Origin of the sequence: Mangrovibacter yixingensis (assembly GCF_020523985.1) — a bacterium.
Classification (GTDB): domain Bacteria; phylum Pseudomonadota; class Gammaproteobacteria; order Enterobacterales; family Enterobacteriaceae; genus Mangrovibacter; species Mangrovibacter yixingensis.
The window spans coordinates 841,710-856,307 of sequence record NZ_JAIVKM010000001.1; the positions used below are offsets into that span (position 1 = coordinate 841,710).

At 48.7% G+C, this 14,598-nt stretch carries 9 protein-coding genes; 5 read left to right on the plus strand and 4 right to left on the minus strand.

Annotation, left to right across the window (positions count from 1 at the left end; translation table 11 throughout):
• Positions 1-44 precede the first annotated feature (44 nt).
• The 3 genes from LC084_RS03960 to pncB form a co-directional block, all read right to left on the minus strand.
• Complete coding sequence (locus LC084_RS03960) at positions 45-1,136, minus strand: porin (RefSeq protein ID WP_319004391.1); 1,092 nt, start codon at positions 1,134-1,136, stop codon at positions 45-47.
• A 544-nt stretch (positions 1,137-1,680) separates the two neighbouring features.
• The gene (gene asnS / locus LC084_RS03965) at positions 1,681-3,081 is read right to left on the minus strand and encodes an asparagine--tRNA ligase (RefSeq protein WP_226569546.1); all 1,401 of its coding nucleotides are present in this window, start codon (positions 3,079-3,081) and stop codon (positions 1,681-1,683) included.
• Between the two features lie 177 nt (positions 3,082-3,258).
• Entirely contained in the window at positions 3,259-4,461 is a 1,203-nt protein-coding gene (gene pncB / locus LC084_RS03970; RefSeq protein ID WP_226569548.1) for a nicotinate phosphoribosyltransferase, read from the minus strand.
• Between the two features lie 267 nt (positions 4,462-4,728).
• On the opposite strand from pncB, the gene pepN reads away from it, so the two are divergent.
• From pepN to LC084_RS03985, 3 genes are all read left to right on the plus strand, one after another.
• Positions 4,729-7,341, plus strand: coding sequence for an aminopeptidase N (pepN, locus tag LC084_RS03975; protein ID WP_226569551.1), 2,613 nt, complete (start codon positions 4,729-4,731; stop codon positions 7,339-7,341).
• Positions 7,342-7,509: 168 nt separating this feature from the next.
• Positions 7,510-8,520, plus strand: a complete 1,011-nt coding sequence (gene pyrD, locus LC084_RS03980) for a quinone-dependent dihydroorotate dehydrogenase (RefSeq protein WP_226569553.1) — start codon at positions 7,510-7,512, stop codon at positions 8,518-8,520.
• 300 nt (positions 8,521-8,820) lie between these two features.
• Positions 8,821-9,363: a cell division protein ZapC gene (locus LC084_RS03985; RefSeq protein ID WP_226569555.1), complete on the plus strand. Its 543-nt coding sequence runs from the start codon at positions 8,821-8,823 to the stop codon at positions 9,361-9,363.
• Here LC084_RS03985 and LC084_RS03990 read toward each other — a convergent pair.
• Positions 9,351-10,469, minus strand: coding sequence for a YcbX family protein (locus tag LC084_RS03990; RefSeq protein WP_226569557.1), 1,119 nt, complete (start codon positions 10,467-10,469; stop codon positions 9,351-9,353). The two genes, LC084_RS03985 and LC084_RS03990, sit on opposite strands and share 13 nt — an antisense overlap.
• Before the next feature lie 99 nt (positions 10,470-10,568).
• On the opposite strand from LC084_RS03990, the gene rlmKL reads away from it, so the two are divergent.
• Positions 10,569-12,686, plus strand: coding sequence for a bifunctional 23S rRNA (guanine(2069)-N(7))-methyltransferase RlmK/23S rRNA (guanine(2445)-N(2))-methyltransferase RlmL (rlmKL, locus tag LC084_RS03995; protein ID WP_226571127.1), 2,118 nt, complete (start codon positions 10,569-10,571; stop codon positions 12,684-12,686).
• Entirely contained in the window at positions 12,686-14,596 is a 1,911-nt protein-coding gene (locus LC084_RS04000; protein WP_226569559.1) for an ABC transporter ATP-binding protein, read from the plus strand. Before rlmKL ends, LC084_RS04000 begins: the two co-directional genes overlap by 1 nt.
• Positions 14,597-14,598: the final 2 nt, after the last annotated feature.

Consider the following 14,598-nt stretch of genomic DNA (forward strand, 5'->3'; position numbering starts at 1 on the left):
CCAAAGCCCTGTTTTTATATCCATAACAACAATGTTGTTCGGAATTAGAACTGGTAGGTTACGCCCACAGCAGCCATGTCGTCGTTACCGTTGATGCCGCCAACTTCTTTGGCATAAGCGGAGTTTTTGTCGATCAGGTTGATGTAGTAGTCAGCGTAAACGTTGAAGTTCTTGTTGAAGTAGTAGGTTGCGCCAACCTGGATGAATTCAGCCAGATCTGCATCGCCACCGTTGAAGTCGCCAGATGCTGCCAGGTCTTTCCCTTTGGTTTTAACATAAGAGATTGCCGGACGCAGGCCGAAGTCGAACTGGTACTGAGCAGTAACTTCAAAGTTCTGAGCTTTGTTTACGAAGTCTTTGTTGGCATCCAACAGCGTGTTGTGGCTTTCACCATAAGTTGCTGCCAGGTAGATGTTGTTGGCATCATATTTAGCACCAACACCCCAAGTTTCAGCCTTGTTGCCTTCGCCGTCAGCTTTCTGGTCAAGAGTACGGTTAGCGTTGGTGTAAGTAGAGATCAGACCAACACCGTTACCGAAGTCGTAACCCAGAGAGTAGCCAACGCCGTCGCCATTCTGCTGGTAAGTATTATCAAACTCATTTTTACCCTGGTACTGAACACCAAAGTTCAGGCCATCAACCAGACCGAAGAAGTTGCTGTTACGGTAGGTCAGCAGGCCAGAAGCACGGCTGGTCATGAAGCTATCGGTATAGTTACCGAACATAGTCATACCAGAGAAGCTCGGCGCCATATCGGTGTAAGCACCAACATCATAAGCGATACCGTAGTTACGGCCGTAGTCCAGTGAACCGTAATCGCCAGCTTTCAGACCAGCAAAGGCCAGACGAGTTTTGTTAGTCTGGCTGCCTTCCGGTGCGTTAGCGTAAGCACGGTATTCCCACTGGCCGTAACCGGTCAGCACGTCATTAATCTGAGTTTCGCCTTTGAAACCGATCTGAGCGTAGGAAGCATCAGAGCTGTCGCTGTCGCCATTAGTTACGAAGTCGTGTTCGCCAACAACTTTACCGTACAGATCCAGTTTATTGCCGTCTTTGTTGTAGATTTCAGCTGCGTTTGCAGCACCTGCTACGAGCAGAGCCGGGATTACCACTGCCAGAATATTGCGCTTCATCATTATTTATTACCCTCATTGGTTTTTTTGTAACACCTGTCACCTCCGTCAATAAACTCTGTAAAAAATTTACGGAACTTATGCCATTAGTGTGGTGTCTTTCTGTGTCTGAGAGGCATCTTTCCATCCATGTAACCGTTTCGCCAGCCTGAAAGTGCTACAAATGTCGCAATACCGTTTCAGGAAGAAAAAATGTGTAACAATTTATGTATTTTGAGGAACTTTGTGAAGTGCTTCAAATTTCGCAATCCTCTGGCTAATGAGAACGCAATAACCAACTTATATATATGAATTGCTTATGCATTATTCCCGATGAGCATTTTTGTGGGTAAAAAACAAACAATCGTGAGGGGATTTGCAGTAGGGATACAGGGGGGATTTACATTGCACAATATTTGTGCGCAATGAAACAAGTTGGTTAACGGTTACATTCCCGCACAGGTATTCAGGGTCAATTCTGGGTGTTTTATTAACAATAAGTGCAAAAAAAGACCGCAACTTGTGCGGCCTTTGTAGAAATATAACGAAAATTTTTCTCAATAACGCATCAGAAACTGGCGTTACGTGGTGTACGTGGGAACGGAATTACATCACGCACGTTCTGAACACCTGTTACATAGGCAATCAGGCGTTCGAAACCCAAACCGAAGCCAGAGTGTGGTACGGTGCCGTAACGGCGCAGGTCGCGGTACCACCAGTAATCTTCTTTGTTGAGGTTCATTTCAGCCATACGGGCGTCAAGTACATCCAGACGCTCTTCACGCTGTGAACCACCAATGATTTCACCAATGCCCGGTGCCAGTACATCCATAGCTGCCACGGTTTTGCCGTCTTCGTTCAGGCGCATATAGAATGCCTTGATGTCTTTCGGGTAGTTTTTCACGACAACCGGTGCTTTGAAATGCTGCTCGGCAAGGTAGCGTTCATGTTCAGACGCCAGGTCAACTCCCCAGTAAACCGGGTTTTCAAAGGGGTGACCGCATTTTTCGAGAATAGCAACGGCATCGGTGTAATCAACTTGAGCAAAGTCAGCCGCAACAAAGCGTTTCAGACGTTCAACCGCGTCACTATCTACACGTTGTGCGAAGAACTCCATATCATCCATACGCTCTTCAAGAACCGCATTGAAGACATACTTCAGCATCGCTTCAGCCAGCCCGGCTACATCATCAAGATTCGCAAAAGCCACTTCAGGTTCCAGCATCCAGAACTCGGCCAGATGGCGGCTGGTGTTGGAGTTTTCTGCACGGAAAGTCGGGCCGAAGGTATACACTTTCGATAACGCGCAGGCATAAGTTTCCGCATTAAGCTGCCCTGAAACGGTCAGGAAAGCTTCTTTGCCAAAAAAGTCCTGGTCAAAATCTACATGGCCTTTGTCATCGCGCGGCAGGTTTTCCATATCCAGGGTAGATACCCGAAACATTTCACCCGCACCTTCAGTATCTGATGCCGTAATCAGTGGGGTGGATACCCAGAAGAACCCTTGCTCATGGAAGAAACGGTGCAGTGCCTGGGCCAGACTATGGCGAACACGTGCAACTGCACCAATCAGGTTGGTACGCGGGCGCAGATGGGCTACTTCACGCAGGTATTCAATAGAGTGACGCTTGGCGGCCATCGGATAGGTATCCGGGTCGTCAACCCAGCCGGTTACTTCCACACTGGATGCCTGAAGTTCGACTGACTGGCCTTGACCAGCAGAAGCAACAACTTTCCCAGTGATAACAACAGAACAACCGGTGGTCAGGCGCAGTACTTCGTCATTGTAATTGGGCAGAGAATTATTAATGACGGCCTGTACCGGATCAAAGCAGGAGCCGTCATAAACGGCGAGGAAGGAAAAGCCAGCTTTTGAATCTCTTCGGGTACGTACCCAACCACGTACGGTGACTTCGCTGTCAACGCTTACGCGGCCCTGGAGTACGTCAGCTACAGGCACAACGCTCATAGTGTTCTCTCTGGTTAGTTATCAATAACGGTTAAATTGCATCCCGCAAAGGGGGATATCTATGTTACCTGGCGGACGCCAGCAAACAAGCAGAATTAGAAGGTGTGAAGCAATAAAACTGCTCTGTTGAGTAAAAAGGCACCAAAAGGTGCCTTTCTGACTGAGGAAATCCACGGCTTAGCTGGCTTTTTTCACCTGCGGCAGATCAAAAGCTTCACGCAGGGCACTGACAAACGCTTTATCATGGCAAATAGTTTTCCCAGGGCTGTCAGATAATTTTGCTACTGGCTTGCCATTACACTCCACCAGTTTAATGACGATATTCAGCGGTTTTACGCCGGGAATATCGCAGGTCAGGCGAGTACCAATCCCAAAACCCAGTTTCACTCTCGCCATAAAGTGACGGTAAAGCTCGATAGCTTTAGTGAGATCAAGGTTGTCGGAAAAGATCAGGGTTTTCGTCAGTGGATCGATTCCCATGCTCTCGTAGTGGGCAATGGCTTTCTCTCCCCATTCCACCGGGTCACCCGAATCATGTCGCAAGCCTTGGTAACGTTCGGCAAACTCCGGCCCAAAATCACGCAAAAATGCATCCATGGTGATGCAATCAGTTAGCGCGATACCCAGTTGATCCGGGTACTCTTCCAGCCAGGCTTCCAGTGCTGCTTTTTGGCTACTTGCAAGGTTCGGGCTAATTTGTTGATGTGCCTGGAACCACTCGTGAGCCTGAGTCCCCATTGGTGTTAATGAGAGCCGGCGGGCAAGGTCGTAATTACTGGTGCCAATAAACCATGGCTCATGGCTCAACCGTTCAACAATACTTTGCTGAATAACGCGAGAAAAACGGCGGCGAGTACCAAAATCCATTAGCTTAAAGCCAGACATATCAAGTGGGGCTGTAAGTGTGTTGAATTCCGCCAGTTTATGTTCAAGGTGGTCAAGCGCAAGAGCCTGGGGGACATCCGGTGTACGGAAGCGGTGTACGACTTCACTGATGACAGCCAGTAACGGGACTTCCCACATGATAACTTCACGCCAGGGGCCGCGTAGTCGAATATCTAGCTTACCGTTATTGTTACTGATAAGAACTTGCCGTGCGTCGTAGCGGAAGGTTCGCAGCCAGTTCAGATAATCGTCTTTAAAGAAAGGCAAACTTGCCAGCCAGTGGTATTCATCATCGGTCAGCGCCAAGTCCTGCATTGCTTCGACTTGTTCGCGAATCGCATCGGCATAGATCCCAAGCAGATCATCGCCGCGGCATCGAAATTCCGCAGCAACATCGACATCATAATAATGATGAAAAACTGCCTGCTGCATATGAAGCTTATAGGCGTCAGTATCCAGCAGAGAGTGTAAAATTGGGGAAGCGAAATGTGTCATGGTGCGTTTCAGCATCCTCTCACAGGAGCGTTTCCATTAATGGCCAACAGCAGCTAAAGATGCAGGAGTATACCTGGATTATCCGTTTATTAAAGCTGGATCACACCACAACTCGTAATTCTGGTCGAGCGCATTTTGTGCCTCATGTTATGAAAATGTATATTTTTACAGCTTAAATGCTGAAAAGCTGACGATTCTGCATGGAAACAACCCTGCAACAGGAATAGACTGAACCATCATAACCGCAGACTGCCTTAAAGGTGTTTTATGACACAACAGCCACAAGCTAAATATCGCCATGATTATCGTGCGCCGGATTATACCATTACTGACATTGAGTTAACGTTCGAACTAGATGCCGGGCAAACCCGGGTTACTGCGGTCAGCCAGGTACAACGGCAGGGGGAAGATGGGGCGGTTTTACGCCTTGATGGTGAGGATTTGACTCTGGTTTCCATTGACGTGGATGGGCAGCCGTGGGCGGATTACCAACAGGAGAGCGGAGCTTTGCTTCTAAGCAATCTCCCGGTACGCTTTACCCTGACTATCGTCAATGATATTCACCCGGCACAAAATACTGCGCTGGAAGGGTTGTACCAATCAGGTGAGGCGTTGTGCACACAGTGTGAAGCTGAGGGTTTTCGCCATATTACCTGGTATCTGGACAGACCTGACGTTCTGGCACGCTTCAGTACCAAAATTATTGCTGATAAACAAACTTATCCGTTCTTGTTATCCAATGGTAACCGTATGGGGCAGGGCGAACTGGATGGTGGTCGCCACTGGGTACAATGGCAAGACCCATTCCCGAAACCCTGTTACCTGTTTGCCCTGGTTGCCGGGGATTTTGATGTATTGCGCGACACTTTTAAAACCCGCTCCGGGCGCGATGTGGCGCTTGAATTATATGTAGACCGCGGCAATCTTGATCGTGCTGATTGGGCGATGGAATCGCTTAAAAACAGCATGAAGTGGGACGAGCAGCGCTTTGGGCTGGAATACGACCTGGATATTTATATGGTTGTGGCTGTCGATTTCTTCAACATGGGCGCCATGGAGAATAAAGGCCTGAACGTCTTTAACTCGAAATATGTCCTGGCGCGTGCGGAAACGGCAACGGATAAAGATTATTTAAATATTGAACGAGTTATTGGCCACGAATATTTCCATAACTGGACAGGCAACCGCGTGACTTGCCGTGACTGGTTCCAGTTAAGCCTGAAAGAAGGGCTCACAGTATTCCGTGATCAGGAGTTCAGTTCTGATTTGGGTTCCCGCGCAGTCAACCGTATCAGCAATGTGCGTACCATGCGGGCGATGCAGTTTGCGGAAGACGCCAGCCCCATGTCACACCCCATTCGCCCGGATAAAGTTATTGAAATGAATAACTTCTATACCCTTACTGTGTATGAGAAAGGGGCGGAAGTGATTCGCATGATGCATACGCTTCTGGGCGAAGCCGCTTTCCAGAAAGGGATGCAGCTTTACTTTGAGCGCCATGATGGCAGTGCGGCAACCTGCGACGATTTTGTTCAGGCGATGGAAGATGCTTCCAATGTTGATTTGTCACATTTCCGCCGCTGGTACAGCCAGTCAGGAACACCGGTTCTGAGTGTCCAGGATGATTACGACCCGGCAACGGAGCGTTATACCCTTACTATCAGCCAACAGACACCGCCAACTGCCGACCAGCCAGAAAAATTGCCGTTGCATATCCCGTTCGATATCGAACTGTATGATAACGAAGGTAAAGTGATTCCTCTCCAATACCAGGGTAACCCAATTCATCATGTACTGAATGTGACCCAGGAAAAACAGACATTCGTATTTGATAATGTCTGGTTCCAGCCGGTTCCCTCTTTGCTGCGTGAATTCTCTGCACCGGTGAAACTGGAATATAAATGGAGTGATCAGCAATTAACCTTCCTGATGCGCCATGCCCGCAATGATTTCTCACGCTGGGATGCGGCTCAAAGTTTACTGTCTACTTATATTAAGTTGAATGTGGCACGCCAGCAGGCTGGGCAACCGCTTTCACTGCCACTGCATGTTGTGGATGCCTTCCGGGCCATCTTGCTGGATGAGTCCATTGACCCGGCACTGGCTGCGGAAATTCTGACACTGCCTTCGCAAAATGAAATTGCTGAATTGTTCTCAGTGATTGACCCCGGCGCAATTGCTGCGGTGCATGAAGCACTCACACGGGCGCTTGCGGTTGAACTGGCTGATGAATGCCTGGCTGTGTTTAACGCAATGAAAGTCGATACTTACCGTATTGATCATGGTGATATTGGCAAACGTGCTCTGCGTAATACATGCCTGCATTTCCTGGCATTCAGCGACCCTGATTTTGCCGATAAACTGGTTAGTGCGCAGTATCACCAGGCAGATAACATGACCGATGCCCTGGCTGCATTGTCTGCCGCAGTCAGTGCGCAACTGCCTTGCCATACGTCACTCATGGCTGAGTACGATGAAAAATGGCACCAGGATGGCCTGGTAATGGATAAATGGTTCATTTTGCAGGCGACCAGCCCGGCAGAGAATGTACTGGAAAACGTTCGTGGGTTATTGCAACACCGCTCGTTCAGTATGAGTAACCCGAACCGTATTCGTTCCTTGATTGGTGCATTTACCAGTGGGAACCCGGCAGCTTTCCACGCTGCCGATGGCAGTGGCTATGCATTCCTGACGGAGATGCTGACTGAGTTGAACAGCCGTAACCCGCAGGTAGCTTCACGCCTGATTGAACCGCTGATTCGCCTGAAACGCTATGATGCCTCTCGCCAGACATTGATGCGCCAGGCGCTTGAAACACTGAAAGGGCTGGATAACCTTTCTGGCGATTTGTTCGAGAAAATAACCAAAGCACTTGGGTAATCAGTTCAGCAGGTTTGTCCTCAGGCAAGCCTGCTATGCCATTTGAAACTAACCGGGCAGTGAAACGTTTGCTTGTCCGGTTATTTTTTGCTGCAAGTCAATTCCCTTTCCTGTGCAGATGAATAATAATACTGCCCCGGTTTGCACACCGGGAATCCAGGAGAGTTCATGTACTACCCCTTCGTTCGAAAAGCCTTGTTTCAGCTCGACCCTGAGCGCGCGCACGAATTTACCTTTCAGCAATTACGCCGGGTAACAGGCACACCGCTGGAGTGGCTGGTTCGTCAATCCGTTCCGGCAAAACCCGTGACTTGCATGGGGCTGACATTTAAAAACCCACTCGGTCTTGCTGCTGGGCTAGATAAGAATGGTGAATGCATTGACGCCCTTGGCGCTATGGGCTTCGGCGCAATTGAAATCGGTACTGTCACACCACGGGCACAGCCAGGAAATGACAAACCACGTCTTTTCCGCCTGGTTACCGCAGAGGGGTTAATCAACCGGATGGGATTCAATAACCTGGGGGTTGATAATCTTGTCGAAAATGTAAAAAAAGCCCATTTTGATGGCGTCCTTGGGATTAACATTGGCAAGAATAAAGACACACCGGTTGAAAATGGCAAGGATGACTATCTGATCTGTATGGATAAGATTTATCCTTATGCCGGGTATATCGCAGTCAATATCTCGTCACCCAACACGCCTGGGTTGAGGTCGCTACAATATGGTGAAGCGCTAGATGATCTGTTGTCTGCCATTAAAAAGAAACAGCAACAGTTAACCGATATTCATCATAAATATGTGCCTGTGGCTGTTAAGATCGCGCCAGATCTTTCCGAAGAAGAATTGATCCAGGTAGCAGATAGTTTAATGCGCCATAATATTGATGGTGTGATTGCAACCAATACAACCTTAAGTCGTGAATTGGTTCAGGGCATGCCGAACTGTGATGAAACAGGCGGGTTGAGTGGGCGTCCGTTGCAATTGAAAAGCACGGAAATAATTCGTAGCTTGTCTGTTGAGTTAAAAGGTCAGATACCTATTATTGGTGTTGGTGGGATTGACTCTGTCATCGCTGCTCGCGAAAAAATGGCCGCTGGAGCCTCACTGATTCAAATATATTCCGGCTTTATTTTTAAAGGCCCACATCTGATTAAAGATATCGTTACTCATATTTGATTCCAGCCGATTAAGACAACCAGGGCTTTATTTTTAGCTCTGGTTGTTTTATATTCCTTTTTTGTTGCTTATTTGTGCTTTATAGTCTTTCATTGAAGAGTTGATATTTAATCGAAAGAACAGTTAAGCGACACCCCAAAATAACTCAGGTGGCAGGTTTGCAAGGCGTTTGCCTAATCTGCAAAGTTTTGTCAAGTTAGATGCCTACCATCTGAAGTACCAAAAGGGGATTTTGATTTTATTGTATGAAATATTGTATGAAAATTGTGTGAATAATTGTGTGAATTACGGGGTCGATTAATGAATATAAAACCCAATGATGCCTGGCAATGGTATTACGATGAAGAACATGACCGCATGATGCTTGATCTTGCGAATGGCATGGTTTTCCGCTCCCGTTTTCCGCGCAAAATGCTCACTCCCGATGCTTTTGAAACTAATGGATTTTGTGTTGATGATGCGGCGCTCTGGTTTTCATTTGAAGAGAACTGCCGTTGTTTTGACTTGAATGCAGAGCAACAGGCTGAATTAGTGCTGAATGCATTAGTTGCTATTCGTTACCTTAAACCCCAAATGCCAAAAAGCTGGCATTTTGTTGCTCACACCGAAGAGTGGCAGCCTGCGTTAGCATCCCCCGCCAATGTATGGCTTAGTGATGACAAGCAATGTGTCAGCCTGCTGGTGGTTGAACCCGGTGAAAACGCGGCATTGTGCCTTCTGGCGCAGCCAGTATTAACCCTTGCCGGGCGCACAATGCAATTAGGGGATGCCATTAAAATAATGAATGACCGGTTAAGGCCATTCACTGATGAGAATGCACTGAGCCTTGATCAGGCTGTTTGATTTTCAGTGACTTTGATATCGCCGCATGGCACGCAACTACAGGCAAGAATTGTGTCGCCGCTGATGGCGTTTTTTTTCAGTGGGGTGACTTGCCCTTCCACTAAACGCACCCGGCAACATCCACAAACCCCCGCCCGGCATGAATAGGGTACTTTTATTCCCTGTTGTTCCAGTTGCTCCAGCAATATTTGCTGGTTGTTCCCCCGGAACTCAGTACCTTGCCAGTCTATGTTTATTCCGGCCGCCTGAGTCGTAACTTCAACACCTTCATCTTCTGTTTCCCCAGCTATATAAACTTTTGCCGGTTTGGTTGCCAGAATTTGTACTTCATCGCCCTGGCGAATGATGCCACTGGTACGGGCAACCAGGTTTTGGCCGAAATCAACATCGCCATTGTCCTGAGCCGTGCGAAACCCTTGTAACGTTTTAAGTGGTTCGCCAGAAGGATGTTTGCGGCCTTTTTCCGGGCTGACAGTGGTCAGAACACAGCGGCTGCAAGGTTTTACAACATCAAATACTACACTGCCAATTCGAATAACCTGCCAGGTATCTTCATCCCATGGAGCGGCTCCGCTGACCACCAGGTTAGGCCGGAATTGGTTCATACTCACCGTTGCGGGGCAGCGTTTTTGTAAATCACGCAGCGAACTTTCACTGGTTAATAAAAAAGGGTAGCCATCAGCAAATCCTAAAGGAACATCATCCCGCTGTTTTACCCGGCGTGTCAGCGTTGGCCCAACCCAGCGCAGCTCTACAGGGTGAGGAAAAAATGAGCTTAACCAGCGGTTAACGTCATCTGGTGCAATCAGAGCAGTAAAATGATTTCCCCAAACTTCTGTGGGCGCCGGTGTGGGCTGAAAGTCGTTAAACAAAACGGTGGCATTGGAGCCATCAGGAGCCTGGAGAAACAGGCCATTATTCAACAGACCAGGCGTAAACAACACCATGTTTGGATACTGGCGCGCCGTGACGAAGGTGCCGTCGGTTTTGGTAATCATGAAGATGCGGTCAAAAGCCGGCCCCTGAATATCTACCTGGCTGTGTGAGACTTGTATCCCCCGCATCGACTTGACTGGATGAATAAACAAACGAGATAACGTAACCACATTGCCACCCTGTACGAATAAATAAAGGGGCAACTTTATGACATGTGTGCCGGATTAGCTATAATGCGCAACAATTTTAATGAAAGACAAAGTGAAACTATGAACTCTCTGTTTGCCAGCACGGCGCGTGGGCTTGAAGAACTCTTAAAGACCGAACTGGAAAACCTTGGCGCACAGCATTGCCGTGTTGTTCAGGGAGGTGTCCATTTTGATGCGGACACACAGTTGGTGTATCAAAGCCTGATGTGGAGCCGGCTGGCTTCGCGCATTCTGCTGCCTCTGGGCGAATGCAAAGTCTACAGCGATTTGGACCTCTACCTTGGGGTTATGGCTATCAACTGGCCGTCGTTGTTTGTGGAAAACGCCACGTTTGCTGTGCATTTCAGTGGGCTGAATGATGTCATTCGTAACAGCCAGTATGGTGCACTGAAGGTGAAAGACGCCATTGTTGACAGCTTTACTCGCAACAATTTAGCTCGCCCGAATGTTGACCGGGAAAAACCGGATGTTCGTATTCAGGTGCGTCTGGAAAAAGATGTTGCCAGTATTGCCCTCGATTTGAGTGGTGATGGCTTGCATCAGCGTGGTTACCGGGACAGCACCGGTCTTGCTCCAATAAAAGAAAACTTGGCTGCGGCGATAATTCTGCGTTCTGGCTGGGCACCTGGTACGCCACTACTGGACCCAATGTGCGGTTCCGGTACCTTACTGATAGAAGCCGCTATGATGGCAACAGACCGTGCGCCAGGGCTTTACCGCCAGCACTGGGGGTTTACCGGCTGGGCAGGGCACGATGAAGCGGCCTGGAAAACTGTTCGCACCGAAGCACAGGTACGTGCCCGACGCGGTCTGGCAGACTACACATCACGCTTTTATGGCAGTGATATTGATGGCCGGGTCATCGAACGTGCTAAGACCAATGCTCGCAAAGCGGGGCTTGCCGAAGTTATCCGTTTCACCGTAGGTGATGTGGCACAACTTACCCGCCCTCAGGAAGCAGAGCAAACAGGTACTATCATCAGCAACCCGCCTTATGGTGAGCGGCTGGATAGTGAGCCGGAACTCATTGCACTGCATCACGTACTGGGGCGCGTCGTTAAACAGCAATTTCCTGGCTGGGCCCTGTCTTTGTTCAGCGCATCGCCTGAGTTACTCAGTTGTTTACAGTTGCGTTCCGAGCGCCAGTTTAAAGCGAAAAATGGCCCGCTGGACTGCGTACAGAAAAACTACCAACTGGCTGCCACTGCACCTGAACAGGCAGGGCAGTTTGCACAAGATTTTGCTAACCGCCTGCGCAAGAATGCCAAAAAACTGGATAAATGGGCAAAACAGGAAGGTATCGAGTGTTACCGCCTGTATGATGCAGACCTGCCGGAATACAATGTCGCAGTTGACCGCTATGCAGATAACATTGTTATCCAGGAATATGCACCGCCTAAAACCGTCGACCCGGTAAAAGCCCGCCAGCGCCTGTTCGATATTATCGCTGCCACAATTGACGTTCTCTCTCTGGCTCCTGGGCAGCTCATCCTGAAAACCCGTGAACGGCAGAAAGGGAAAAATCAGTATCAGAAGCTTAGTGAAAAAGGGCAATATAAAGAAGTACATGAATATAATGCCCGCTTTCTGGTTAACCTGACTGATTACCTTGATACTGGGTTATTCCTTGATCACCGCATCGCGCGGCGTATGCTTGGGCAAATGAGCAAAGGGAAAGATTTTCTCAATCTATTCTCCTATACCGGGAGCGCGAGTGTTCATGCCGGTCTGGGTGGTGCAAGAAGTACAACAACTGTCGATATGTCACGCACTTATCTTGAGTGGGCTGAACGAAACTTACGGCTTAATGGCCTGAGTGGGCGTGCTCACCGCCTTATTCAGGCAGATTGCCTGGGCTGGCTTGCTGAGTCGAACGAACACTACGATCTGATTTTTATCGATCCACCCACATTCTCTAACTCCAAACGAATGGACAACACATTTGATGTCCAGCGAGATCATATTGCCATAATGCGTGATCTCAACCGGTTGCTGCGTGATGGCGGCACCATCGTTTTTTCCAATAATAAACGCGGTTTCAGAATGGACCACGAAGGGCTTGCCGCTATGGGCCTGGAAGCACAGGATATTACTGCTAAAACCCAGTCTCAGGATTTTGCCCGCAATCGTCAGATTCATAACTGCTGGCTTATTCGCCGCGTAACCAGGAAATCATAATGTCGTTAATTAGTATGCATGGCGCGTGGCTGTCTTTCAGCGATGCGCCGCTTCTCGATAACGCGGAATTACATATCGAGACTAACGAGCGTGTTTGTCTTGTCGGGCGCAATGGCGCGGGCAAATCAACGCTGATGAAAATTTTGAACAAAGAGATCCCACTTGATGATGGCCGCCTGATTTATGAGCAGGATTTGGTTGTCGCCCGCCTGCAACAGGATCCCCCGCGAGATGTGGGTGGCACTGTATATGACTTTGTTGCCCAGGGTGTGGAAGAGCAGGCGGAATACCTCAAGGAATATCATGAAATCTCACGCCTGGTCATGCAGGATCCCAGTGAGAAGAATCTAAATGCGATGGCCCGGGTGCAGGAACAACTCGACCACCACGGTTTGTGGCAGCTGGAAAACCGCATTAACGATGTTCTGAGCCAACTGGAACTGGACCCAAATACGGAACTGGCTGCGTTATCTGGCGGCTGGTTACGTAAAGCGGCATTAGGGCGTGCACTTGTCAGCGCCCCGCATGTTTTGTTGCTCGACGAACCAACTAACCATCTCGATATCGAAACCATAGACTGGCTGGAAACGTTCCTGAAAAGTTACCAAGGCAGCATTGTCTTTATTTCCCATGACCGTTCTTTTATTCGCAATATGTCCACACGGATTGTCGATCTCGATCGCGGTAAATTGGTTTCCTACCCAGGCGATTACGACAAATATCTGGTTGCACGTGAAGAAGCGTTACGGGTAGAAGAGTTACAGAATGCCGAATTTGACCGCAAACTGGCTCAGGAAGAAGTGTGGATCCGCCAGGGCATTAAAGCTCGCCGCACCCGTAACGAAGGGCGGGTAAGAGCACTAAAAGCCATGCGCCGTGAGCGAGGGGAACGCCGTGAAGTGATGGGGCGTGCCCAAATGCAGGTCGAAGAAGCCAGCCGTTCCGGCAAAATTGTCTTTGAAATTGAAAACCTGCATTACGCCATTGAAGACAAAGTGCTGGTGGATAATTTCTCTTCACAAATACAACGTGGCGATAAAATTGCGCTTGTTGGCCCAAATGGTTGCGGTAAAACCACCTTGCTTAAGCTAATGTTGGGGCAATTACAGGCTCAGTCCGGGCGAGTGCATGTGGGAACTAAGCTGGAAGTGGCCTATTTTGACCAGCACCGCGCTGAGCTTGATCCTGACCGTACCGTTATGGATAACCTGGCGGAAGGTAAACAGGAGGTTATGGTCAATGGCCGTTCTCGCCATGTTCTTGGCTATCTTCAGGACTTCTTATTCCACCCCAAACGCGCCATGACACCGGTGAGCGCATTATCTGGTGGTGAGCGTAACCGTCTGTTACTGGCCCGGTTATTCCTGAAACCCAGTAACTTATTAATTCTCGATGAGCCCACTAACGACCTGGATGTTGAAACGCTGGAATTATTAGAAGAATTGATAGACAGCTATCAGGGGACCGTTTTATTGGTGAGCCATGACAGGCAATTCGTTGATAATACAGTAACTGAGTGCTGGATCTTCGAAGGCGAAGGGCGTATTGGTCAGTACGTTGGTGGTTATTTCGATGCCAAGGGCCAGCAGGCTTCTGCACAACCATTAAAAACAACGGTTAATAATACGCCAGTTGAACAACCAAAAGTGCCAAAAGCAGAAACAGTCAAACGGCAGGCCAACAAATTAAGTTATAAACTCCAACGTGAACTGGAACAATTACCTGCTCAACTTGAACAGCTTGAAGCCGATATCGATGTGCTCCAAAGTCAGGTGAGCGATGGTGGTTTTTTTAACCAGCCTCATGACGTTACCCAACGGGTTTTGGAACAACTCTCTGCTGCAGAGCAGGCGCTTGAAACGGCTTTTGAGCGTTGGGAATACCTCGAAGGTTTGAAAAACGGCGATTAACA